Source organism: Bacillus sp. MUM 13, from assembly GCF_001866725.1.
In the GTDB taxonomy this organism is placed as follows: Bacteria; Bacillota; Bacilli; order Bacillales; family DSM-1321; genus Peribacillus.
Map to the genome: position 1 here is coordinate 1 of NZ_MLYQ01000110.1, position 24,246 is coordinate 24,246.

21 protein-coding genes are annotated in these 24,246 nt (G+C 42.4%); 3 read left to right on the forward strand and 18 right to left on the reverse strand.

What is annotated here, in order from left to right:
- Positions 1-135: 135 nt before the first annotated feature.
- Entirely contained in the window at positions 136-1,236 is a 1,101-nt protein-coding gene (locus BIV59_RS20155) for an AI-2E family transporter (RefSeq protein ID WP_071353255.1), read from the reverse strand.
- Positions 1,237-1,675: 439 nt separating this feature from the next.
- Between BIV59_RS20155 and BIV59_RS20160 the strand changes: the two genes are divergently transcribed.
- A complete protein-coding gene (locus BIV59_RS20160; RefSeq protein ID WP_071353256.1) occupies positions 1,676-3,094 on the forward strand; it encodes an NAD-dependent succinate-semialdehyde dehydrogenase in 1,419 nt (472 codons plus the stop codon).
- An 89-nt stretch (positions 3,095-3,183) separates the two neighbouring features.
- Here the strand turns inward: BIV59_RS20160 and BIV59_RS20165 are convergent, their stop codons facing one another.
- A complete protein-coding gene (locus tag BIV59_RS20165; protein ID WP_071353257.1) occupies positions 3,184-4,710 on the reverse strand; it encodes an acetyl-CoA hydrolase/transferase family protein in 1,527 nt (508 codons plus the stop codon).
- Between the two features lie 124 nt (positions 4,711-4,834).
- The gene (locus BIV59_RS20170) at positions 4,835-5,485 is read right to left on the reverse strand and encodes a LytTR family DNA-binding domain-containing protein (protein ID WP_071353258.1); all 651 of its coding nucleotides are present in this window, start codon (positions 5,483-5,485) and stop codon (positions 4,835-4,837) included.
- Positions 5,486-5,650: 165 nt separating this feature from the next.
- Here BIV59_RS20170 and BIV59_RS20175 point away from each other — a divergent pair, with 165 nt between their 5' ends.
- On the forward strand, positions 5,651-6,205 hold the full coding sequence (locus BIV59_RS20175) for a DUF2441 domain-containing protein (RefSeq protein ID WP_071353259.1): 555 nt from the start codon (positions 5,651-5,653) through the stop codon (positions 6,203-6,205).
- A 655-nt stretch (positions 6,206-6,860) separates the two neighbouring features.
- On the opposite strand, the gene BIV59_RS20180 is transcribed toward BIV59_RS20175, so the two are convergent.
- From BIV59_RS20180 to BIV59_RS20210, 7 genes are all read right to left on the reverse strand, one after another.
- Positions 6,861-7,043, reverse strand: a complete 183-nt coding sequence (locus tag BIV59_RS20180; protein WP_071353260.1) for a hypothetical protein — start codon at positions 7,041-7,043, stop codon at positions 6,861-6,863.
- A gap of 57 nt (positions 7,044-7,100) precedes the next feature.
- Complete coding sequence (locus BIV59_RS20185) at positions 7,101-7,463, reverse strand: P-II family nitrogen regulator (protein WP_071353261.1); 363 nt, start codon at positions 7,461-7,463, stop codon at positions 7,101-7,103.
- A gap of 12 nt (positions 7,464-7,475) precedes the next feature.
- Complete coding sequence (locus BIV59_RS20190; RefSeq protein ID WP_071353262.1) at positions 7,476-8,699, reverse strand: ammonium transporter; 1,224 nt, start codon at positions 8,697-8,699, stop codon at positions 7,476-7,478.
- Positions 8,700-9,211: 512 nt separating this feature from the next.
- Positions 9,212-10,948 carry a glycine betaine ABC transporter substrate-binding protein gene (locus tag BIV59_RS24290; RefSeq protein WP_071353263.1) on the reverse strand — a complete coding sequence of 579 codons (1,737 nt, stop codon included), beginning with the start codon at positions 10,946-10,948 and terminating at the stop codon, positions 9,212-9,214.
- Positions 10,949-12,154 (reverse strand): quaternary amine ABC transporter ATP-binding protein, encoded by a 1,206-nt coding sequence (locus BIV59_RS20200; RefSeq protein ID WP_071353275.1) that lies wholly within the window; start codon positions 12,152-12,154, stop codon positions 10,949-10,951.
- Between the two features lie 394 nt (positions 12,155-12,548).
- Complete coding sequence (locus BIV59_RS20205; RefSeq protein ID WP_071353264.1) at positions 12,549-12,752, reverse strand: YbdD/YjiX family protein; 204 nt, start codon at positions 12,750-12,752, stop codon at positions 12,549-12,551.
- Between the two features lie 16 nt (positions 12,753-12,768).
- The gene (locus BIV59_RS20210) at positions 12,769-14,820 is read right to left on the reverse strand and encodes a carbon starvation CstA family protein (protein WP_071353265.1); all 2,052 of its coding nucleotides are present in this window, start codon (positions 14,818-14,820) and stop codon (positions 12,769-12,771) included.
- Positions 14,821-15,337: 517 nt separating this feature from the next.
- Here BIV59_RS20210 and BIV59_RS24295 point away from each other — a divergent pair.
- Positions 15,338-16,714: a TerD family protein gene (locus BIV59_RS24295; protein WP_071353266.1), complete on the forward strand. Its 1,377-nt coding sequence runs from the start codon at positions 15,338-15,340 to the stop codon at positions 16,712-16,714.
- A gap of 91 nt (positions 16,715-16,805) precedes the next feature.
- On the opposite strand, the gene BIV59_RS20220 is transcribed toward BIV59_RS24295, so the two are convergent.
- From BIV59_RS20220 to BIV59_RS20260, 8 genes are all read right to left on the reverse strand, one after another.
- Complete coding sequence (locus BIV59_RS20220) at positions 16,806-17,054, reverse strand: helix-turn-helix domain-containing protein (RefSeq protein ID WP_170846210.1); 249 nt, start codon at positions 17,052-17,054, stop codon at positions 16,806-16,808.
- A gap of 38 nt (positions 17,055-17,092) precedes the next feature.
- Complete coding sequence (locus BIV59_RS20225) at positions 17,093-17,932, reverse strand: HAD family hydrolase (protein ID WP_071353267.1); 840 nt, start codon at positions 17,930-17,932, stop codon at positions 17,093-17,095.
- Positions 17,929-19,050: a cysteine protease StiP family protein gene (locus BIV59_RS20230; protein ID WP_071353268.1), complete on the reverse strand. Its 1,122-nt coding sequence runs from the start codon at positions 19,048-19,050 to the stop codon at positions 17,929-17,931. The genes BIV59_RS20225 and BIV59_RS20230 overlap by 4 nt, the downstream gene beginning before the upstream one ends.
- Positions 19,051-19,080: 30 nt before the next feature.
- Entirely contained in the window at positions 19,081-20,469 is a 1,389-nt protein-coding gene (locus tag BIV59_RS20235) for a phosphoribosyltransferase family protein (protein ID WP_071353269.1), read from the reverse strand.
- Positions 20,414-21,610: an HpcH/HpaI aldolase/citrate lyase family protein gene (locus BIV59_RS20240; protein ID WP_071353270.1), complete on the reverse strand. Its 1,197-nt coding sequence runs from the start codon at positions 21,608-21,610 to the stop codon at positions 20,414-20,416. Before BIV59_RS20240 ends, BIV59_RS20235 begins: the two co-directional genes overlap by 56 nt.
- A gap of 133 nt (positions 21,611-21,743) precedes the next feature.
- Positions 21,744-22,511 carry a TerC family protein gene (locus tag BIV59_RS20245; protein ID WP_071353271.1) on the reverse strand — a complete coding sequence of 256 codons (768 nt, stop codon included), beginning with the start codon at positions 22,509-22,511 and terminating at the stop codon, positions 21,744-21,746.
- A 100-nt stretch (positions 22,512-22,611) separates the two neighbouring features.
- Positions 22,612-23,190 carry a TerD family protein gene (locus BIV59_RS20250; protein ID WP_071353272.1) on the reverse strand — a complete coding sequence of 193 codons (579 nt, stop codon included), beginning with the start codon at positions 23,188-23,190 and terminating at the stop codon, positions 22,612-22,614.
- A 368-nt stretch (positions 23,191-23,558) separates the two neighbouring features.
- Positions 23,559-24,140 (reverse strand): TerD family protein, encoded by a 582-nt coding sequence (locus BIV59_RS20260; RefSeq protein ID WP_071353274.1) that lies wholly within the window; start codon positions 24,138-24,140, stop codon positions 23,559-23,561.
- Between the last annotated feature and the right edge of the window lie 106 nt (positions 24,141-24,246).

A 24,246-nucleotide genomic window follows, 5' to 3' on the forward strand; every position in this document is an offset into this window, starting at 1 on the left:
AGCCGAGGAGGCTCACCGGCTGCCCCCGCGGAAAGCGAGCATCATGGAGCGGAAATCATCAACCACCTTGTTTCATAGCAGCAAAATTTACGAAAACTGCCTAAAAAAAAGGCTTTGCTGTATTCAGCAAGGCCTTCACTCTTCAAGGACAACTTTAGATCTTTTCTTCAATCTAATAAACCTGACAATGTTCAGAACAATTGTTTTTGTGACAGAATAGGCTGGAACTGCAAGGATCATGCCCAAAATGCCTGCAATATTTCCGGCAACAAGCAATAAAATAATGATGGTGAGCGGATGGGTATTCAATTTCTTGCCGATGACCAATGGCGAAATGAAATTTCCATCCAGCTGCTGAACGACGGCTACGACAACGATGACCAGCAGGGCCTGTGTAGGCGAATGCAGCAGCCCCACTATGACTGCCGGTGCTGCACCGATGAATGGGCCGACATAAGGGATAATGTTTGTAACTGCGCCGATGATGGCAAATAAAATGGCATACGGCAGTCCAACGGCCAAATAGCCGATAAATGTGGCAATTCCTACAAACAAGCAAACAAGAAGCTGCCCTTGAATATAAGTCGCCAGCGTTTCAGATGTTTCTTCAAGAATGACTAGTCCTTCTTTTTGATAAGAAGATGGAACAAATTTCATGATTGCCTGCGGCAGCTTGCTTCCATCCTTAAGCATATAAAACAAAACAAAAGGAACAGTTGCGACTATTAAGGTAATATTGGTCACTACACTCAAAATGGATGACAGGCTGTTGGAAATATTGCCCGGAAGCTGTGTAGCATATCTTTGCAGAGCTGTTTCTACTTTATCAAGAGAAACATATTCCTGCTGCATTCCCCATTTAAACCAGCTTGAATGTGAAAATTGATCAGTCAGCTGCCTAAGCTCCTGAATATAAGCCGGCACATTATTTACAAGCTCAGTAATCTGTCTCGACAATGGCGGCCCCACAAGTGCAGCAAGCAATCCAATAAGTCCAATGAATACGACATATATCAATAATATCGCTGCATTTCTTGGGATTTTCCTGTTAACCAGGAACTTAACAACCGGATTAAACATGAAGTAAAGGAAACCCGATATCAGTATCGGGAAAAAAAGCGTCGAAATGAATATGACAACCGGTTCAAAGAAAAAAGAAATTTTTGTGCTGACATAAATCAGGACTGAAATCATTAAAAGCTCAAATGTCCAAAAATGGAGCTTTGATTTGAACAAAAAATCCCCTCCGCTCGCTTTAAATTTTAGGCTATTTTCGTAAACTTTGCTGCTATAGAACAAGGGGCTGATTTCCCAGGATGCTCGCTTTCCGCGGGGCAGGCGGTGAGCCCACACTCCAATCAACCCGGTTTAATAACGGGATCGCTTCACAAAACAGATTAAAAAACAACAATCTGTAAGAAAAGGTCCAAATTTTAAATAGCAAGCCTCTATATGTATATAGTAACTATACTTGATATCCGTTTGCCTGAAAAGGGAAATTGCAGTTTAAGCAAAACACAGGGACCTAGCCTGCATTGCAGAATAAAAATGCTGGATATAAAAAGGCATAGGCTTCATACAGGCAGAAGATTTAAGAGATAAGACAAAGTTGTATATAATAGAAAAAAAGCGTATGCACCTGCGGCGACGCCACTTTATTCGGGGAGGTTTTTTTATGAAAAAGTATGGTTTGTATATCAACGGAGAATGGTCCGATTTTGGACTGCCGGAAATTGAAGTAAAAAACCCGGCGACGGACGAAGTGATTGCCACTGTTCCTAATGGCGGCACCAACGAAGCTAAAAAGGCAGCTGACGCAGCTTATGAGGCCTTCAAAAGCTGGTCTGCCCTCTCAGCCTACGAACGATCTGAACTGCTGTCAAAGTGGCATCGATTGATTGAGGATAACAAAGAAGAATTAGGCCGTGTCATGACGGCGGAACAAGGCAAGCCGCTTAAAGAAGCAATCGGAGAAATGAGCTATGCAAATGGTTTTATTTCCTGGTATGCCGAAGAAGGAAAACGGGTATATGGAGAAATGATTCCAGCATCCGTCCAGAATAAGCGGCTCTTTGTAACAAAGCAGCCAGTAGGTGTGGTTGCCGTTATAACACCATGGAATTTCCCGGCGGCCATGATTACCCGCAAGGTAGCTCCAGCACTGGCGACCGGATGTACAGTCGTAATCAAGCCGGCCGGCCTGACCCCTCTTACTGCCCTAAAAATGGCTGAACTGGCTGAAGAAGCCGGCATACCCAAAGGCGTCATTAATGTAGTGACTGGGAAATCAAAAGAAATCGGGAATGCCTGGTTGGAGGATGAACGGGTCCGGAAGCTTACGTTTACAGGGTCAACCGAAGTAGGCAAGGAATTGATGAAAGGATCAGCCGAAACGGTCAAGAAAATTTCCCTGGAGCTCGGCGGCCATGCTCCTGCCATAGTATTAGAAGATGCGGATCTTGATAAGGCAGCAGATGGTGTAATCAGCTCAAAATTCCGCAATGCAGGCCAGACCTGCGTTTGCTCCAATAGGATTTATGTTCACGAAAATATTTACCAAGCTTTCATTGAAAAATTATTGCCAAAAGTCAAGGCCCTTAAGATCGGCAACGGTATGGAAGAAGGCGTCGAGATTGGCCCGCTGATTGATGAACATGCAGTAAAAAAGGTCCAAAGGCATATAGATGATGCTATCAGCCTTGGAGCCAAGCTGGAAACAGGAGGGAATTCCAAGGGAGGGCTTTATATGGAGCCTACGGTAATCTCCAATATAAGCGATGATATGCTTTGTATGCATGAAGAAACGTTTGGGCCTCTTCTTCCAATTGCAACATTTACAACAGAAGAAGAAGCAATAGAGCGTGCCAACAATTCTATATTTGGACTTGCCGCTTACGTTTTCACTGAAAATATTACCCGCGGCATCAAGGTTTGCGAAGCCCTTGAATTTGGAATCGTCGGCTTAAACGATGGCCTTCCATCCACTCCGCAGGCACCATTTGGCGGTTTCAAACAAAGCGGGCTCGGACGCGAAGGCGGGCACCACGGAATTGAAGAGTACCTTGAAGTAAAGTATATTTCTCTCGGCCTATAAAAAACATTAGCATAACAAAAACCAGCAGGCTTGAACCTGCTGGTTTTTTGTATGCAGCTCCTATATTAGGGGAATTGCCCTTTATGCTCTTATGTAAGCTGCAGTTTTTGGGCTTCTTCTTTAAGCATCGTTCCATTAATTGAATAATTAGTATGCCATGAAAATGCCTTTTCAAGCACATGCGGGGTTTGGCCTCCGCGCTCCAATGCTTCCGCAAAGTAGCTATGAAGCTGTTTGCGGTACATGGGGTGTGCACAATTTTCTATAATAAGAGACACTTTTTCTTTTGGGGCCAGTCCTCTTAAGTCCGCATATCCCTGTTCTGTAACGAGAATATCCACATCATGTTCGGTATGATCAATATGTGAAGCAAATGGTACAATGCTTGAAATTTTCCCATTTTTAGCAATCGATTTCGTAACAAAAATGCCGAGACGGGAATTTCGGGCAAAGTCACCTGAACCTCCTATTCCATTCATCATTTTAGTACCGCAAACATGTGTAGAATTAACATTGCCGTAGATGTCCGCTTCCAAAGCAGTATTAATAGAAATTAAGCCAAGCCTTCTGATAATTTCAGGATGATTGGAAATCTCCTGAGGTCTAAGAACAAGCTTGTCCCGGTAACGGTCCATATTGCTGTAGACCTCTTTCATTTTTTCCTCAGAAAGAGTAATCGAGCAGCCTGAAGCAAACTTTACTTTCCCTGCATCCAGAAGGTCAAAGACAGAATCCTGCAGCACTTCTGAATACACTTCTAAATCGGTGAATTCCGATTCCAGCAATCCGTGGAATACCGCATTTGCGACCGTCCCGATTCCTGACTGAAGCGGCGCCAGGCTTTTTGTCAGCCTTCCCTGCCCGATTTCCAGGCGCAGAAAGTCAATTAAATGACTGGCAATCATGGCAGTCTCCGGATCAGGGGGAACAATATTAGAAGGAGAGTCGGGCTGATTGGTAATCACGATCCCTTTAATTTTCCCCATTTCGACTTTGATTCCCTTGCTGCCGATGATATCATTCACCTTCGTCACTCCAATAGGCTGGCGCTCACCCTGCTTTGACGGCGAATATATATCATGAATTCCCTCAAGCCCTGAGGGATGGGCCAAATTTAATTCAACAATGACCTCTTTTGCTTTTTCTACAAAAATAGAGGAATTCCCAACAGAGGTCGTCGGAATAATCATGCCATCTTCAGTTATGGAAAGAGCTTCTACAATCGCAAAGTCAATGGGCTGCAAAATATCACCGCGGATCATTTCAGCTGTATGTGACAAATGCTGATCAACATACATCATTTCTCCCTGGTTTATTTTTTGCCGCATGGAGGAATCCGCCTGGAAAGGAAGCCGTTTATTAATAATTCCTGCTTCAGCCATCAAACGATCAGCATCAGAACCTAAAGATGCGCCTGTGTATACATTCACTTTCAGTGGTTCGTTTCTTGAGCGTTCCACTAAAGCCATTGGTATTGCTTTTGCATCTCCCGCACGTGTAAAGCCGCTCAATCCCAGTGTCATCCCATCTTTAATCCATGAAGCAGCCTGCTCGGCAGCTACCACCTTATTCAATAAATCGTGATTCCTAATCCGTTTAGAAATGTTCCCTTTCATTTGTATCCCCCATTCCGGCTTTTCTTTCTATATTACCAACCAGGAATAGCATCCTCACCCGTTTTGGAATGAAAAGCCTTAATTAAGGGATAAAGCAGAAAAAAAGCTACCTTTCACAGAGCGTCTAAAAACCAAGTGCCCGCCTGAACTGGCTCGCGTAGGTCTGGCTGACTTGAATTCTAGTTGAATCCTTCATCACAAGCAAGAAAGTCGAGTGGAAATCCGGCAAGATTTCTTCAATAAAATGGATATTCACAATATAAGAGCGATGGACTCTTATGAATGATTCATTTGGCAAAAGCCATTCAATTTCACTCAAATTCAGTTTATGCGATCCGCTGATCCGCTTTGAAACAACGCTTGTCTTTCGGTTCTGGGCTTCCAGGTACATAACTTCCCCGTATGGAACCGGTATCCACCGGTCAATGGTTTTAATAGTCAAAAAAGATGAAGGCATGAAAGAAGGCTTTGATGGCAAGATGGCTGTAATAACGCCTCTTGTGCTTCCATTGTCAAGAATTGGAACAGACATCCCGTAATAGGGAACACCGAAACCATTTCTCTCAATAAATTCGGACGTTTTTTTGTGTATGGTCAATGCCTTATATGTCACTGTATCTTCACTTACTCTGTCACCTGGCCTAATTTTCAGATCAACCTTCTTGCTTGGCTGATAGTATATAAAATTTTGATCATTTGCCACTGCAATCGAGGTATCTTTCGGAAAGAATTCACTGATTACATTCATTACAGACGACACTGTAAATGGATCCATGAAAATCACCTCGGGTTATTTTGTAAAAAAGAAACTGCAGGCCCGATTGCCCGTGCCCGCCTTATAAAGTACAGTGCTATTTTACATCCTTTTTAATAGGAAGAAAAGTTGTATAATAAAATTGATTATACTTATCCGCATTCATAAAAAATGGGGTGCTATATAATGGGTGAAATTTATGTGTATCATACAGTTACTGAAAAACCTATGGAACTTGGACAAATAATAGTTTTTGATAATAATCATCATAATGGCGTTTATAAACGGGTTTTTGCTTGTAAAAATATATTGAATGGCAATGAACCCACGGATAGTTTATCAAATTTCATTGCCTCAGATTTGGAATATTGGACTGTTAGAACATACAGAGAACTAGCGTTTGAAAAAGTCAGAAAGGAAAAATATCCAAAATATCCTTCTAGGATGGCGTGTTTATACACCTCAAGAACTTTATCAGATGCAGAAATGTGGGCAAATTCATTTATGAATAGTGAAAGAAAAGTCTATCAAATTGTGAAATTACGAACCGATGGTGATGTGTTTGATGGTGATGCGTATAATGTATTTGATGGAACTGATAATGAAGAGGAAAATGAAAACAATGCAGAATACTACTGGAGTAATAATCCAAATAAACTAGGCAGAGCCCCATTAGTTGAGACTTTAATAAATGGTAATATAGAAGTTGTAGAAATAGTCAAAGAATTTGAAGGAAATTAAGGTCATTTTTCTATCAAACAGTATTGACCATCTTAAGGTGCATATATCAAAGTAAATGGCGTGCGAACTGGCAGCAGTATTTACACGCCATTTTTCTAATTTATAGAGGTTTTTGCTTTAAACTACAAAATGTCTTGTTCAACAAAACTGGGGGAGTTGAATAGCAACGTGTGCAGGTGTAGCCATCTTTATGTTTGGCTGTTTTCGTAAACTTTGTTGCTATCTGAACAAGGGGTTGATTTCCGCTACAGGATGCTCGCTTTCCATGGGGCGGGCGGTGAGCCTCACAGCAAAGCTTGCGGGGTCTCACCTTCCCGCTAATCCCACAGGAGTCTCGCACCTTACACTCCAATCAACCCGGTTAAACAACAGGATCGCCTCACGGAATATATAAAAACAACAATCTTTAAGAAAAGAGCCTTATGTTTCTGTTCAGATATATCTTTAAAGATAGGTTCAAATACGGAATAAGAGGCAAGTGATTTTATGAAAAAATCTTTTATAATATCCCTCAGTGCCATTACGAACCACACGCTTTTGTTCTAATACATACACCCATTACAGAACGAGTGTTCGTTTAAGGCAAATATCAATATAAATGTTTAACATAGCTAAAAAAAGCGTTCCTGATAACAGAACGCCGTTCAAAGCAGCTTCAGCTATTATTCTCATTGTCACTTACTGATTTAACAGGTCGATATTTCAATATTTCTTCAAGGTTTTTCAGCGGCAAATTGGATAAATATATTCTGTCAGATGGCTGATATGCATTCTCTGCAATAAGGATATTAATGATTCTATGTTTCTTGGCCTCAATAATCTTCACCAGTCTCCCCATTTTATACCTCCTGCTTATCATAAACTTCCCAAAGCATCAGAGAATGGCCTCCCGCTGTCAGTTTTCATTTTTCAGTGCCGCATGCCCTTCATCTCCTGTGCGTATTTTGATAACATTTGAAAGTTCATAAATAAAGATTTTTCCGTCACCGGGCTTTCCCGTGTTCAATAACTTCCGGGCAAGATCCACAACATCGCTCACAGGCACTTCGCATACCACAATTTCTATCTTTATGCGGTCATGAAGGGTAATTTCGCGCTTTACTCCCCTATAGGACTCAATGAAGCCTTTTTGAAGGCCTGTTCCCTTCACTTCAGAAACAGTAATACCGCTCACGCCAATCTTGGCAAGTTCCTTTTTAAATGACTCGAACTGCCCAGGACGCGTAATAATATCTATTTTAGTCAGGATATCCCCCATGTTTCCGCCTCCTTATATTGATTCATGATAAGCTTTTTCACCATGCAGAGTTATATCTAGCCCCAGTGATTCTTCTTCCTCATTAACCCTAATCGGCATAAATACATGTATGGCTTTTGCGATAATGAATGTAAGCACAGCAACAAATATATAAGTCGCAGCAATAGCCGCCAGCTGTTTCCAGAGAAGCCCTGCATCACCATAGAAAAGTCCGTCAGCACCGGCTGTATTTACCTTAGTTGTGGCAAACAGCCCCGTTGCGATGCCTCCCCAAGTGCCGCCCACTCCGTGTAATCCGAAGGCATCAAGAGAATCGTCGTATCCAAGCTTTCTCTTAAGGAAAAAGACTCCCCAGAAACAAACGGCCCCGCCAATCAATCCAATGATAATTGAAGCGCCAGGTGTAACAAAACCGCAGGCAGGTGTAATGGCAACAAGCCCGGCAATAGCTCCCGAAAGTGCTCCAAGCATGGTCGGTTTTTTATTTATGATATATTCCACCAAAAGCCAGCCCAGTATCCCAGCTGAAGCTGCAATGGCAGTATTCACGAAAACATTCATCGCTACATCATTAATAGTCAAAGCACTTCCTACATTAAATCCATACCAGCCAAACCATATTAACGTTGCCCCTAAAAAGGTCAAAGGAAGATTGTGCGGGGAACTAACGTTAGCACCCTTCCTTTTCCCAAGAAGGATGGCTAGAACCAGCCCTGTCACCCCAGATGAAATATGAACGACGTTCCCCCCTGCAAAATCAAGCGTGCCCAGTTCACGAAGCCAGCCCCCCGCTCCCCATACCCAGTGAGCAACTGGAGCATAAACCAATAGAGACCAGAATATGGAGAAGATAAGAAATGCAGAAAATTTCATGCGTTCAGCAATCCCCCCCGATATAATGGAAACCGTAAGAACGGCAAAAGTCATCTGGAACATCATAAATAAATTATGCGGTATGGTTGCACTATAATCCGGATTTGGTTTAAATGTTACCCCTTTTAGCCCAGCCCAATCCAAATTGCCAAAGAATGCATTGCCTCCCGTTGAAAACGATATAGAGTACCCGGCAAGCACCCATAGAATGGATACCACCGCAATGGGCATGTAGCTATGCATTGCTGTGCTCAGCACATTCTTGCTTTTAACCATTCCTCCATAAAACAATGCAATGCCTGGTGTCATGACCCAAACCAGTAAAGTAGCTAAAAACATAAAAACTGTATCGCCCATTTGCATATTTTCATTCCCCCGTTTTATTGATTGATGTTAGATTTTATAACATGTATTCTAATATGTTTATTATCTTATTACGTAATTAGAAAAAATACAATGAATTTTTAGATTTTTTTAAAAAAACATGTTATATAACCTTACATATAAATTAAAAACTCTTTTCTTAAAGTTTGTTGTATTTTTACTTTGTTATGTGAGGCGTTCCCATTGTCAAGTCAGGTTGATTGGAGCGTAAGGCGGGAAACTCCTGCGGGCTTACCGCCTGCCCCATGCGGAAATCGAGCATCCTGGAACGGAATTCAGCCCCTTGTTCCATAGCAAAAAATTTACGAAAACAGCCTTTCTTAAAGATTGTTGTTTTTTCATCAATTCTGTGAGGGGATCACATTATTAAACGAGTTTGATTGTAGAGAAAGGTGATTAGCGGGAAGGCATCCTAAAGGTACTTGTTCAATAAAGTTTAGAAACAGCAGAATTAACAAAAGGCATCCTCCGAAGAGAATGCCTTTTGTTGATTATTTCTTTTTTAAATCTTCAATTGAATTAATTTTCATATACTGCGGAACAGTTAAGCCAAGCTTTGTTCCTTTTAAGTTAGGACCCAGGTCAACAATGTCGGACTTGTACTCTTTATAATAATCTGCTGTTGTGGTCGGCAGCCATGCTGCAACCATTGCATCAGCACTTTTATTGGCAATTCCAGCAAACATCGGCCCTATTTCAACCTGCTTAAGCGACACATCGTATCCTTGATCCTTAAGCACTTTGCCGATTACATTGGTGCTGGCAACTTCAGACTCCCACGCAACGTAAACAAGACTGATTTTTTGCCCATTGCCTTTTTGTGCACCTGCTGTCCACTTCTTCACCTGATCACGATGTGAAGATATCCATTTGGCAGCAGCTTCTTCCGGTTCTGTTCCTTTTTGGACATCAGCCATCACTTTTTCCATATCTGACGGTGTCCAGTAGAATTTATCAAGGATTGAAACAGCACCTGGAGCATCCTCTTTTAATCCTTTTCTAACTATAGTATGGATGGACTCTCCTTTTCCATACGAGCCTTTAGGATCGGACAGATATTTCAGCTTGTATTTTTGGAACATCCAATGCGGTGTCCATCCAGTTACAATAATCGGCTCTTTCTTTTCATAAGCTTTTTTCAGCTGAGCTGTCATGGCGGCTGAAGACCCCTCAACAAGGTTCCAATCATTCAGCCCATAATCTTTCATAGCTTTTTTGGTGGATTTCATGATGCCTGCGCCAGGATCAATCCCAATAATCTGATGATTTACCTGATCCCCTACATTGCCGCTTGACGATTTGTCAGGAGCAGCAGCATTGGCAGCGACAAAGTAAATTGCCGTTATGATGACTAGGGCGGCATACACGCTGTAAACCACTTTTTTCTTTAAAATGTTCTCATATGCCGGATTTCTCAGATTCTGTGAAACCCTGTCTAAAATGACAGCGATAATAACAATGGATAATCCTGCTTCAAAGCCTGTTCCCACTTTAATTTGGGATACTGCACGATATACTTCTGCTCCAAGCCCAGGGGCACCAACCAATGATGCAATAACAACCATTGATAGAGAAAGCATGATGCTTTGGTTTACGCCAGCAAGGATAGTCGGCATGGCCAATGGAAGCTGTACTTTATAAAGCTTCTGTCCTGCAGTAGAACCAAATGCCTCAGAAGCCTCAATTAAGTCTTTCGGAACCTCACGGATACCCAGATTGGTCAAACGGATGGTAGGGGCTACTGCAAAAATCACAGAAGCGATAATTCCGGGAACCACTCCGATTCCAAAAAACAAAATGGAAGGAATCAAATAAACAAATGCAGGCATAGTCTGCATGAAATCAAGAATAGGTGTAACAATTTTCTTCACTGTATCATTTTGGGCAGCCCAAATTCCGATTGGTATACCTATCAGTATGGTGATAATCCCCGCAGAAAGCACGAGAGCCAGTGTCTGAACCGTAGCATCCCAATAACCCAAATTGTCAATCAGCCATAAACTGATTAAAGTAAACAGTCCCAGCGGCCATCTGCATGTATAAGTCACCAATATAGTGAGAAGCAGAATCAGAATAAAGGACGGACCTGCTCCAAGCACCTGTATAAATACATCCAGTACACCTTGTATAAAGCTTGAAATGGCACTGAAAATAGGATCAAATGTAATCGTAATCCAATCAACCAATTTATCAATCCAAGAGCCTAAAGGAATTTTAGGAATATTCATTTACTCCACCCCCAAATCATTCAAGGAGTCTTTGTTACCTGATAATGCACCGATTACGGCACCACGGATAATGATTCCTTTAAGTCGGTTTTCTTCATCTACTACAGATAAAGGCAGATTAGCCGTGGCCATAACATCTAATAAATCTGCAATCACCACATTCTCTCCTACAACCGGAACATCTGTGGTCATTACCTCGCTAATAGTAAGATTCTGGTCAATTGCCTGCTTTGCCTGCTCAGCACTCAATGCACCGAGAAGACGTTTTTTGCGGTCTACCACAAAAATACTTGAAAACCCCTGGTCTCTCATTATTTGAAGAGCAACACGAGGGCCTCTATCCGCAGAAATTTTTTCAGGTCTTTTCATAATGTGAGAAGCAGTAAGCACCTTAGAAATATCCACATCTTCTACAAAACGTTCAACGTATTCATTGGCTGGATTCATCATAATTTCTTCAGGAGTCCCAAGCTGAATAACACTTCCATCCCTCATAAGGGCGATTCTGTCACCAATCCTTAGAGCCTCATCTAAATCATGTGTAATAAAAATAATGGTCTTCTTCAGATTTTCCTGAATTTCAAGAAGCTCATCCTGCATGTCCTTGCGAATAAGCGGATCCAGGGCACTGAATGCTTCATCCATTAATAATATATCTGTATCACTCGCCAGAGCCCGCGCAAGTCCTACCCTTTGCTGCATGCCTCCGCTCAGCTGTGAAGGAAGCTGATGTTCATAACCTTTTAGACCAACAACTTCCAGAGCCTTCATCGCTTTCTTTTCACGCTCATCTGGAGGAACTTTCTGTATTTCCAGGCCATACTCTGTATTCTCAAGAATGGTTTTATGAGGAAAAAGGGCAAAATTCTGAAAGACCATACTGATTTTCTTCTGCCTTACTTCCCTAAGCCGCGCCGGGCTCATTTTGACGATATCTTCACCATCAATTTGAATTTCTCCATACGTTGGAGCTATAAGCCTGTTAAACATACGGATCAGTGTAGATTTCCCGCTTCCGGACAGACCCATGATGACAAATATTTCACCAGGATAGATTTCAAAATTAGCTTTATTAACCCCAACTGTTTGGCCGGTTTCTTTAAGTATTTCCTTTTTGGAGTATCCTTTTTTCAAAAGCTCAACAGCAGCTTTTGGATTTTTTCCAAAAATTTTAGATACGTCCTTTACAATTACATTGGGTTTCACTAGCTCACCTCGTTCATTATTTTTTTCAACAACATCTCCAATTGCTACAAAAGGCTTGGCAGGTTCATAAAAATGAAATAAAAAAAGGACAGTCTTATTAAAAAGAATGTGCCTTTTGCCAATTTTTATTCTCCGTGACTTTGCTAAAAGCCGATGAATGTAAAAAGGCATCCAATTTGTGATACATTGAGCAAATGGATAAAAGCAGAGGAGTAAATCAAAGAGTATTCCAGGATTATATTATGAGGGCTGGGCAGGTTACTCTAAAACCTTAACATTTAATTCGCATACCTTTCAACCAATCTGATTAGTTTGAACTATTCAGATTTTTAGCGAAAATTAAAAAAATGCTTTAAAAGCCTTTTAGAATGGCTCTTAAAGCATTTTTTGCAGATCAGCAGCACCTTGATATTTTTCCTCCTTTTGCATTAAACCGTGCTTCCTGTGCTTCGCAAAAAAATTCTTTTCTGCTTGCCGCCTTTTCATCAGGATGATGGTGTTTCATATGCTCCACATATTGTTCGTAGCAAGGAACACCTGCAAGCAAACTAATAAACTGTTTTCGATAGCTCCAAATCACCGCTAGTTTCTTAATCATGGATAATCTCCTCCTGTCAAGCCCGGCGGGTAAAAACCGTTTCCTGCAGAGTGACTTTTTGATTAGAAATAATTTTAATCCATAGACGGATGGCAGATAATAAAACAGCCAGCACGACAATCATGAAAATGCCGCAAAGAGCTGCATCCACATAATCATTTACAAGTATCTGTTTCATCTGAGTTTTTGTTGCGGCAGGTGCAAGCACCTGTCCCTCATTCATAGCGTTTTTAAATATTTTGGCATGTGATAAAAATCCAATTTTCGGATTGCTGTGAAAAAGTTTTTGCCAGCCAGCCGTCATAGTTACCACAAGCAGCCATGTTGTCGGAACAAGGGTAATCCACGTGTAAGTTTTTTTACCCATTTTAAACAAGATGCTTGTTCCCAGAATGAGTGCAATGCCGGCAAGCATTTGATTGGCAATTCCGAACAGCGGCCATAATGTGTTAATTCCCCCAAGCGGATCAATGACCCCCTGGTAAAGGAAATATCCCCAAAGCAACACACACACTGCTGTAGCAATAATATTAGGAACCCATGCATCCGTCTTTGCGAAAGGCTTATAAACCGTTCCCATTAAATCCTGGATCATGAACCGTCCCACTCGGGTGCCGGCATCAATCGTAGTTAAAATGAATAAAGCCTCAAACAGAATCGCGAAGTGATACCAAAAGGCCATAAGTGCATTTCCGCCAATGACCTTTGAGAAGATTAACGCCATGCCGATGGCCAATGTCGGAGCTCCTCCGGTCCGGGACAAAATGGATTGTTCGCCAACTTTATCAGCAAGTCCTGTCAGCATATCAGGAGTAATGGTATATCCCCATTTTGCAATAGCTGCAGCAGCTTGTGCGGCGTCTGTGCCTATTACGGCTGCCGGGCTATTTATTGCAAAGTAGACCCCTGGAGTCAGCACACATGCAGCAATCATTGCCATGACTGCAACGAAAGACTCTGTCAGCATCGCGCCATATCCGATGGCACGAGCATGGGATTCGCGTTCTATCATTTTAGGTGTGGTGCCGGATGCTACCAGCGAATGAAAGCCTGAAACAGATCCGCATGCAATCGTTATGAATAAAAAGGGAAAGAGATTGCCTGAAAATACAGGACCGGTACCATTTACAAAGTCTGTGACTGCCGGCATTTCCAGATTCGGTGCAACAATAATAATCCCTAAAGCGAGGGCAAGTATTGTCCCTACCTTTAGAAATGTGCTCAGGTAATCCCTTGGTGCAAGCAGCAGCCATACAGGCAGGACAGAAGCTATAAATCCATAAGCAATCATCATGATTGCGATGGTCTCTCCTTTGAATGTAAAGGCTTCTGCCCATGCCTGGTGATGAGAGACATATTGCCCGAAATAAAGTGCAATCATCAATAAAATAAAGCCGATTACCGAACCTTCGCCTACCCTTCCCGGCCGGATATAGCGCATATAAATGCCCATGAAGAGGGCAATCGGAATGGTCGCTGCAATCGTGAACATCCCCCATGGACTTCCAGCCAGGGCCTTCACGACTACCAGTGCAAGAACTGCCAATAAAATGACCATGATACCTAAAATCCCGATACTTGCAATAACGCCAGTGACAGTGCCTATTTCTTCTTTAATAATTTCACCAAGTGACTTTCCGTTTCGGCGCATCGAGGCAAAAAGGATAACAAAGTCCTGGACCGCTCCTGCCAGCACAACACCTACGATAATCCACAGCGTTCCGGGCAGATAACCCATCTGGGCCGCAAGAATCGGTCCAACGAGAGGTCCCGCTCCGGCAATTGCAGCAAAGTGATGCCCAAATAAAACCCACTTATTAGTAGGCACATAGTCTTTGCCGTCATTATTAGCTTCTGAAGGAGTAATGCGGCTGTCATCCAGCTGAAATACCTTTTGTGAAATAAATTTACTATAAAAGCGGTAAGCAATCGCATATACACAAACTGCAGCAGTCAAAATCCAAATTGCATTAATGCTTTCTCCTCTTTTAAGGGCCATATATCCAAAACTGATGGCTCCTATTGCCGAAATGATTCCCCATAGCACATTTGATTTAAGCGCTTTCATTTAATTGCCTGCCTCTCGTGTAAATATAGATTAATTTCCTGGATCTTCTTTCTAAACCCCCCTCTTTTTATAATTTTTGTTATATTTTGAATTATAAAACATCTTGTCTTCTAGAACAATAACTTCTGCAAAAAAGAGATTGCACCTTATCGCCTTTGTTAAGGCAATTCTGAATGACAGGCAGGGTCATTTTTGCCTGTAAAGGTGCGGGACTCCCGCAGGCATAGCTGAGGATGCTCACCGCCCGCCCTGCGGCAAGTGAACATCCTCAAGCGGAAATCAGCCGCCTTATTCCGTAGCTGCAAAGTTTACGAATACAGCCTTTATTAAAAATCATCAGAAATACCAATACTTATATTTCTTTTTTTTACTTTTCTTGTGTTAAAGTTAAGATACAGCAATGGCTTTGACTATACATAAATCAATATATTCACAGATAAATAGTTTTTCACGCATAAAGTCTTTGTGCTGAAAAATCAACAATTAAATGACGGTAGATAAGGAGTGGATTTCGTTTATGGGAGTAACCCTGAGCAAAGGTCAAAAAGTTGATTTAACAAAAACCAATCCAGGTCTTCAACATGTAGTTGCAGGTTTAGGGTGGGATGTAAGCCAGCACGGCGGACACTTTGATTTGGACGCTTCTGCATTTCTTACCGGCCCATCTGGAAAAGTGAGTTCGGATTCAGATTTTGTATTTTACAATAACCCTTCCGGAGGCAATGGATCAGTCCTTTACAGCGGTGATAATAGAAGCGGGGCTGGAGTTCAAGATGATGAACAAATCAGGATTGATTTAACAAGGGTCCCGCAATCTGTTCATCGAATCTCATTTACTATTACCATTCATGATGCGCAAATGAAACAGCAAAATTTCGGCCAGGTATCCAATGCTTATGTGCGTATCTTCAATGAACAATCCAACGAGGAATTATTGCGTTTCAACCTTGGCAGGGAATTCACTGTTGAAACAGCCATTGTTGCAGCTGAATTGTACAGACATAATGGAGAATGGAAATTCAACGCAATTGCCAGCGGTTTTCAAGGCGGGCTTGCGGCATTGTGCAGAAATTTTGGAATAACCGTGGATGATGAGCCAGCGCCAGCCGCACAGCCTTACTTCCAGCAGCAGCAGCCACCATATAACGGACAATTCCAGCAGCAGACACCGGCTATGTCATCTCACAGCCCTGCCTATAATCCGCCTCCACACAATCCGCCTATGCAGCAGTCCTACCCTGCAGCCCAGCAGACTTATGGCGGAGAGGAGATTCACTGCCCGCGCTGCCATTCGTCCAATGTCCGAACTGGTGAAAAAGGATTTGGACTTGGAAAAGCTGCAATCGGAGGGCTAATTCTAGGACCAGTCGGCTTGCTTGGCGGATTTATCGGAAAAAAGCAGCTGAAGTTTACCTGCAACAGCTGCGGAAACTCTTGGTCGCCTAATCAAACGGATTATGTGGAGTGGGCAAATCAGCAGAAACGAAAAGCCCAGGAAGTATTCAAACGCTTTAAAAGCCAGGATGTCATGGATGCAGTTGTAGCAGCATGCGCTCTGGTAGCCATGGCAGATGGCCGGCTTGACCCTTCAGAACGCCAGAAGATGACAGAGTTCGTTAATCAAAGTGATGAATTGCGTGTATTTGATACCAATAAGGTAATCCAGGCATTCAATCTTTTCGTGCAGCGCATGGAACGTGATCAAATTGTCGGAAGGGCAGAAGCCTTTAAAGCTCTTGGGCGTGTCCGGTCGAAACCGGAAATCGCCAGACTGGTCGCACGCTACTGCATAGCTATCGGCTATGCAGACGGCCATTTTGATCCGAATGAACAAAGAGTCGTTGCTGAAATCTGCAGGGAACTGGGGTTAAATCCATCCGAATTCCTATCTTGATCCAAATGCGGAAGCTCCTTGCATCCGAAGCCGCAGATGGGGATCATGTGGATAAAGTGTGGAAAAAGACTTAAAAAAAAACGGGATCAGCTCATAGCTGATCTCGTTTTTGGTTCCAAGAATAAAAGTTTCTATTGGTTCTTTTTTCGCCAAACACCGCGTACATTCCTTCCCGGGTAACAACCCAGGAGGTTCCGAACTTCCTGACTGTCCCATACGGAAAGTCATTGATTCTTCTTCTCAAGGTTGAAGCTTCAATGCCCCATTCTTTGCAGGCATCACTTGAACTCAGTATATTGCGGTCATCTAAATTCGGCTGTTTTTTCAATAAATTAATCAAAGAGGACACCTTCTTGTGCTGTAAAAATTTCATTTCCCTCAGGAAATGGATGCTCCATATATATTCATTTTATGCTCTTCATAAACCTTCAATACATGTGTCAAGATTTCCTCGGCCGCTTTTATCCCTTTTTGTTCAGTTCTTAGCAGGGGTTCTGCCGGGGAATCAGTCATGATGTTAAGCTCTCCATGACAAGGAGCAATAGCATAATCTGCAGCTTCAAGCATGCATAAGTCAAGCATAGAGTCGCCCGAAGCGGCAATGACATCTTCTCTAAAAAGATCTTTTAAATATGCCACTGCTTCCCATTTGTTTATGCATTGAGGAACAAAATATAGCTTGCGGCCCTGAAGGGATAAATTCCATCCCATTGCAGCTGCCGCTTTTTTAAATTGCTCGATTTCGTCTCTCGGCGCAAGGTCTTGCTGAATGAGGTAATAATGAAACAAATCATCCGCCGTCCGTTCTTCAATAATCCAATTGCTATGCGAAATCCTGCTGAACTCTTTTTGAACATCTTCCTTTGGCGAAGATTCTCCAATCAATCTTCCAGCAATTCTGCGCCGCCACTCTTCATCCGCTTTTCCATCAATCAGAATGTTTCCTCCATTGCTGGTGACTGCTGCTTTTGGCTGAATAACCTCTGAAATAAAAAATATTCTCTTATATTGTTCAATGGTTCTGGTAGTGACCGGCAGGAATGTCATCATGCCATTTACTTTCTTTAATAGCGCTGCTGCTTCATTGGTCATATAGGAAATTTCCCGTTCTTCAAGCGTTTCCGCCAATATGGTATCTGGCCATTTTTCATTAAGTCCCACTCTTGCTGAACGTTTAGAATAAATTAAAGTCTGGTCCAGGTCACTCGCAAAAATCATTTTTGATCTCCCACCATCTTAATTAATCCGCAGCATGCATATGCCATATTTTTATATTCCTCAACAGGCACATCCCTTTCCTCCGCCAGCAGCAGGATATGCTTGAGGCGTTCATCATCACGGTCCCTCACAAGAATTTTCCAGGGCACTCTCCGCAGCAATACGCGTGTTGTCTCTCCAACGCCAGGTTTAATATGATTGATATCCTGGATTTGAAACCTTTCCTGAATTTCCTTGATTGCTTCCAGTCCGCTCCAGGATAATTCTGAACCGCTTTTTCTCAGCTCTTCCAGCTGGCTTTTCACTTCGTCTTTCACATACTGAAATTCATCTGTAATCACCCGAATGAATTCATTTGAAACATCCTCTTTTTCAAGGTGATGATAATACTTTGCTCCGTGAAAATCATGATCTTTAATGTAGGCTGCATTGTGAACTGTCCGGCTGACCAGTCCAGAAACCGTAGAATTCAGGCAAGCGCTTGGAATCAGGAAATCCTCTCTTGTCCCGAATATTTCCGCACAATACCCAGGGTCAGCCAATACAGCCAGGCTGTCATCTATGGAAAAACCAAAATCATTCTGAAGCTTGCGGCACGCACCTTTTAGCTCAGTAGTGATGACACCCTTGCCTGTCCAGCCATCTACAAATTGAATGCCTTCTGTGCCATGATGTCTGGCAATATAAGCTATTGCATTCTCATCAATACCCTTTCCGCGGATAATGGACACACTGTAGTGCGGCAAATCAAGGCCATGTACATATGCCAAATAGCGCTTAATTAAAATTCCTATAGGCGTGCCTGCCCTTGCGAGAGATACAAGGACGATCCGGTCCCCTTTTTTTTCAAAAATTTCTTCCGCCACAACCCCAACAGAAACTGCGAGTTTTTGGGAATACTCATTAAGAGACTTCCAAAACAGCTCCATATACTGAGACGTAGGCTGATACTCAACCGGAAGCATTTCTGAATAATGGATGCCAGACTGAATGGCTTTTTCACGGTCTTCGGTTTCCTGCTCCTCCATAACATTGCTTAAATCCTTCAATAAAAACGTAACATCATCTTTTGGATAACTGCCCATTGGCGTTAATTTATTAAAGCTTTTTACTTGCATGGCTGCGCTTCCTCTCTTTTGCACTTGCACTCAATTAACAGTTACTAAGGTAATGGTTTCCGGGCCTGTCTGCTTAAGGCACTCCAGTAATGGAGCCAGTTTTTCTTCGTCAATTGTTCTCTCAAGAAACAAAAAAATATCTGCATACTGCTTGTACTCAATATTATAGAAATAATTCGTGATACAGTCATCTTCCGGGCACGGGAAAGCAACACCGCTTTTTACTGCGTATCCAGTCTTATTGACACGGTGAATGGGACTTCTTGTTGTAGATTGATAGAAAAGATTATCGCCCATATAATCGGCAATTTTCATTGGCAGATACATAAATTCCCCTGTTCCAAGGCATAACGCTTTTCCTTCTGTCCGGGTTTGAAGAAGCTTTTCGCCAGCCATCCTGCAAAATGAATCGATATCTGCGTTATTTTCAGACAAAAGACCGCTGAATCGGCCAGTCATCCCAGAGTAAAGCACATGTTCAGCTTCCCCCTTGCTGCTGATAAATGTAAGGGGGAGATCTTGTATCTTTTTGCTGATTGAAGATAAACTGATCCTATTAACTTGAGGATCAGCGGCCCGCTCATCCTTTACGTATTGAAAAGCCCCTTCATCTTCAACAGGATTTCCTTGCACTTCAATTTCCCCTGCCAGCAAGGTAACTGTCTTGATTCTGATTCCAAGCTCTTTCTCAAGCTCTTCGTACCTTTTTTTATTATCTTCTGATCTCCAGTCGAGCAGTGAAGCTACCGTATACTCTTCTCTCGGAAAGCTTTGCTGAATCGCTTTGATAATGTTGAGGGCAGTATTGCCTGTTGTGATTTCATCATCAACAAGTACAATAGGGCCGCCCCTTTGCAGAAGCTCTTCCCTGCAATAGCATGCCTGTGAGGTAGCATGGGAGTGTTCTTCCTCAAAGTTTATAATCGACTCTAATTCCCGGGTATTTTCTCTTGTAGTATGAACGAATGCGGCATTATCAAAAAACTCGAACATATTATGTCCAAGTGCCGTTGCCGTTTCAGCAAATCCGATAAATAGAGTTTCATCAGGCAGCTGAAAGGGTTCCTTCAGCATGGAAAGATAGGCCTCTCTCTCTCCCTGTCCGGAAATCAGGCGGCCAATAATATTTTCGCGCCTACTGCATGACACGCCATGAACCTCCTCCATATACCTCATTGCCAGCACTCCTCCGCTTAATAAAGAAGCGGCTGGTTTAACCGGAATATGTTTGCCGAGGACCTTGCTGACAAATAAAAACCCTCTTTTTTTATTTTTTCTGGCCGCCATGTCAAATAGCACTTCCAGCGGAAGCTGGTACGGATTTTCCGTAACAGTAAGTTTGATACTTAGTGAATCAAGTATATTAAATGTGTATGGATTCTTGCTTTGCAAGTAAGTCGATGTAGGAACTTTGTTCATGGTACACCCCGTATGCTCTGGCTTTTGTCATAATTTTATTAGCCCAATTAAAATGCGGCTTCATTTCATTCATTTTGTTGGAGAATTGGCTTTTTTTCACACCAGCATCTCCGGCCGCACTTTCCATAATGCTCATAGCATCTAAATACTCTTCAAAAGAAACGACGCTGAAGCTGTGGACAGGCAAAATATGTGTTGGATGAATTATTGTCTTGCCGGTCAGCCCATTTGTTTTATCCAGAAGCACTTCCTTAATCAGCCCGTCCAAGTAATTATTCAGGATATTTTCACGAATCAGCAAGCCTTCTGTACCCCTGCTGTTTCTAAAGGGAGTTTGCCTGAGCTGAGGCTTCATGACTCTCTCAAGTGTATGGAAATACTCCCAGACAGGGCCAGAGATCACATATTCTTTTTCGCTTCTGGCAAATACATTCACGATATCCGCAATGCAGTCACGGACAACAGATATATCATAAATGGTCGTATCGCTGCCCCTTCTGATTCCATATAAACCGCAGAAGTCCGTTGCACCCATTCTCACATTCAGGATCCGGCCATAATTTTGATCCAGCAATTCCTTAATTTTCATCAAAGAAGAAACTCTTGTCTCTTTATAGATTATATCTTCCGACTCAAGAATCGGCATCCCGTACAGCTGCATTCCATATGCCTCATTGATATCAAGCAGGGCCTGGATATAGCCATGGCCATTTTCAGGATTGAATTTCGGAAAAATAAAGCCGCTGAGTACCTTAATGGAACTGCCAAGATGCCCGGCAACATTTCTCATTTGTTCCTCATTTCTTACACGGATAAAGATCAGCGGAAGGTCCTCATATTTAAAAAGTCCTTTTTCGATATTCATATATAGCTGCTGAAGGTGCGTGATGATATTCATTTCAGCATCCTCTACCTCATGATCTCCAATGGCGTCCTCCAGGCAGAGTGCCATGGATACAAGACCATCATACTTTTTCGCCGTGATTTCCCCGCTTATATTCGGCCTGGTTCCAGGCATATATAAAGTAGCTCCCATTCCTTGTGCAAGCAATTCCTTCTCGCTGTCTTTTGAGAACCGGGCAGGCTTTTGAAAAAAGATACTGTCCTCATTTTTTGCATTTAAATAGTCAAAGTGGCGCAACTATTCTCCTCCTTTCTCCTTGCTGCAGTATCCTGCTATATCGGGGGGCATATCTAAAGCGCTGGACGTCCGCTAAACTATCTGGATAAAAACGAAAGGGGAAACACTGATGTGTTTACCCTCCATGAATGCATTATTTAGAATTGGATAATTCTTCGTCTTTGCTTCGTTTTTTCAAAGCATGAACGATGAATGTGATTAAGAACACGCCTACCAGAATACCGAAGAATAATAATTCTTCAATATGGAATCCGAATGCCCCTGCAATCATTTTGATTCCGATAATTGCGATTAAAACAAAAGCAGTTGTTTCCAGTTCCGGGATTCTTTCAATAAGAACAAGGAATATCTGGGCAACGCCTCTCATCATTAACACACCCAATATTCCTCCAAGGAACAGCACCCAAATTTGATCGCTTACCCCAAAGGCAGCAATGACTGAATCAATACTGAAGGCAATGTCCATTATTTCAACAGCAGCAACCGTACCCCAGAACACACCGAACATTTTGATGAGGATCCCTTTTTTATTGATTCCCTCTGATTCCTCTTCTTCATTATTCTTTTTAAGAAAGTAGCTAAGAGCCAGCCAGAGAAGGTACGCTCCTCCAACAATCTTGATCCACCAGATTTTGATGAGGAAAACACCAAGACCAATTGCTATAAACCTGAAAATATAGGCCCCTATGATTCCATAAAAGAGCGCCTTTTTTTGCAATTTGGGCGGAAGGTGCTTAACCATGACAGCTAACACAAGTGCATTATCTGCTGATAATAAACCCTCCAGAATAATCAGTGTGCCGATTACTCCCCATGCAGCAGGGTCTGACAATACCTGCTGTATGTTATCAATCGAAAAAAATTCCCCATATGTATGGAAAAGATTTTGAAAAAAATCCATGTAGTAGTCTCCTTTTTTGTTCTCACCTTAATTCTTTTTTTGTTTTTATGCATAACCAAATAAGGAATCCTCCATAAATACTAGAAGGAAGCCTATAGAATTAGACTGTCAGCCCATAATTTCTGCAAAGTGCAGCAAGTCCGCCAGAAAAGCCGCTGCCAATGGCATTGAATTTCCATTCAGATCCATGGCGGTAAAGTTCACAAATCACCACTGCTGTTTCAATAGAGAAATCTTCACCCAAGTCATAGCGAAGCACTTCTTCATTGTTATCCTCGTTCACTACGCGTACGAAGGCGTTTGATACCTGGCCAAAGTTCTGATTGCGTGCAGGAGCATCATGTATGGTTACGGTTATAGCCACTTTATGAATGTGAGAAGGGATTTTACTGAAGTCGATTTTGATTTGCTCATCATCTCCATCTCCTTCGCCCGTTCGGTTATCGCCAGTATGCTCGACCGCACCGTTCGGATCCTTCAAATTATTATAGAAAATAAAATCCAGATCATTTGTGCATTTATCATTTTGATCCACCAGAAATGCCGAGGCATCAAGGTCAAAATCATATCCGCCAGAATAGCGGTTCGTGTCCCAGCCTAACCCGATAATGGCTCTGGTTAAACCCGGATTTGTTTTAGTCAAATCAATCCGCTGTCCTTTAGCAAGTGAAATAGTCATCTAAAGTGGTCACCCTTTCTGTAAATCATAAGAAATCGTGAAACCCCAAGAATTTCAGGCGAGTGAATCCGCTCTGCCTGTTCTTTAAAAAATGAGCGGAATCAGGCGATTCCGCTTTCGGGTCAACCAGCTTCTTCGCCTAGCCCGCTTTGCAAAAGATGTTTTCCCCTCGAAGGCCAAAACCCGCCTTCTTCTGGCAAAACCCTATTTGCTTTCCGGGCTGGACAGGCGATTCCGCTTCTGGGTCATCCAGCTTCTTCGCCTAGCCCGCTTTGCAAAAGATGTTTTCCCCTCGAAGGCCAAAACCCGCCTTCTTCTGGCAAAACCCTATTTGCTTTCCGGGCTGGACAGGCGATTCCGCTTCTGGGTCATCCTACTTGCAGGCCGTAGTCTGTAACAAGCGCAGCTAATCCGCCCTGGTAGCCGCTTCCGATAGCATTGAACTTCCATTCTCCATTATGGCGGTACAATTCAGCTACAACTACAGCTGTTTCAATGGAAAAGTCTTCTCCAAGGTCATATCGGATTAGTTCCTCATTTCCTTGTTCGTTTACAACACGTACGAAAGCATTGGAAACCTGGCCGAAGTTTTGGCCGCGTGATTCTGCTTCATGAATTGTAATAGTAAATGCGATTTTTTCTACCTCAGCAGGAACGGCAGTCAAATCAATTTTAATTTGCTCGTCGTCTCCATCTCCTTGGCCGGTCAAGTTATCGCCAGTATGTACAACAGAGCCATTTCCGCCTTGAAGATTATTGAAAAATACAAAATCTTTATCGGAATTTACTTTTCCTGATGCATTTAGTAAAAATACAGAGGAATCCAAGTCAAAATCATGGCCTCCATCATACTTATTTGTATCCCATCCCAATCCGACAATAATATTTTTAAGTCCAGGATTTGATTTAGTTAAGTCTACCTTTTGACCTTTGCTTAATGAAATAGCCATAATTTTTTACCTCACTTATTTTTTATTTTATTTGCTACTAAATGGGTGTGTGGCGCTTGCGCTTTTTCTCAATCCAGCTGCAGCGCCTAGCCTCTCGAGGTCATAA

What these genes read in the sequence shown, in the direction of transcription:
- BIV59_RS20160 (WP_071353256.1), top strand. Translation starts at nt 1,676, where the DNA reads ATGAAAAAGTATGGTTTGTATATCAACGGAGAATGGTCCGATTTTGGA.
- BIV59_RS20165 (WP_071353257.1), bottom strand. Translation starts at nt 4,710, where the DNA reads ATGAAAGGGAACATTTCTAAACGGATTAGGAATCACGATTTATTGAAT.
- BIV59_RS20170 (WP_071353258.1), bottom strand. Translation starts at nt 5,485, where the DNA reads ATGGATCCATTTACAGTGTCGTCTGTAATGAATGTAATCAGTGAATTC.
- BIV59_RS20175 (WP_071353259.1), top strand. Translation starts at nt 5,651, where the DNA reads ATGGGTGAAATTTATGTGTATCATACAGTTACTGAAAAACCTATGGAA.
- BIV59_RS20180 (WP_071353260.1), bottom strand. Translation starts at nt 7,043, where the DNA reads ATGGGGAGACTGGTGAAGATTATTGAGGCCAAGAAACATAGAATCATT.
- BIV59_RS20185 (WP_071353261.1), bottom strand. Translation starts at nt 7,463, where the DNA reads ATGGGGGATATCCTGACTAAAATAGATATTATTACGCGTCCTGGGCAG.
- BIV59_RS20190 (WP_071353262.1), bottom strand. Translation starts at nt 8,699, where the DNA reads ATGCAAATGGGCGATACAGTTTTTATGTTTTTAGCTACTTTACTGGTT.
- BIV59_RS24290 (WP_071353263.1), bottom strand. Translation starts at nt 10,948, where the DNA reads ATGAATATTCCTAAAATTCCTTTAGGCTCTTGGATTGATAAATTGGTT.
- BIV59_RS20205 (WP_071353264.1), bottom strand. Translation starts at nt 12,752, where the DNA reads ATGATTAAGAAACTAGCGGTGATTTGGAGCTATCGAAAACAGTTTATT.
- BIV59_RS20210 (WP_071353265.1), bottom strand. Translation starts at nt 14,820, where the DNA reads ATGAAAGCGCTTAAATCAAATGTGCTATGGGGAATCATTTCGGCAATA.
- BIV59_RS24295 (WP_071353266.1), top strand. Translation starts at nt 15,338, where the DNA reads ATGGGAGTAACCCTGAGCAAAGGTCAAAAAGTTGATTTAACAAAAACC.
- BIV59_RS20225 (WP_071353267.1), bottom strand. Translation starts at nt 17,932, where the DNA reads ATGATTTTTGCGAGTGACCTGGACCAGACTTTAATTTATTCTAAACGT.
- BIV59_RS20230 (WP_071353268.1), bottom strand. Translation starts at nt 19,050, where the DNA reads ATGCAAGTAAAAAGCTTTAATAAATTAACGCCAATGGGCAGTTATCCA.
- BIV59_RS20235 (WP_071353269.1), bottom strand. Translation starts at nt 20,469, where the DNA reads ATGAACAAAGTTCCTACATCGACTTACTTGCAAAGCAAGAATCCATAC.
- BIV59_RS20245 (WP_071353271.1), bottom strand. Translation starts at nt 22,511, where the DNA reads ATGGATTTTTTTCAAAATCTTTTCCATACATATGGGGAATTTTTTTCG.
- BIV59_RS20250 (WP_071353272.1), bottom strand. Translation starts at nt 23,190, where the DNA reads ATGACTATTTCACTTGCTAAAGGACAGCGGATTGATTTGACTAAAACA.
- BIV59_RS20260 (WP_071353274.1), bottom strand. Translation starts at nt 24,140, where the DNA reads ATGGCTATTTCATTAAGCAAAGGTCAAAAGGTAGACTTAACTAAATCA.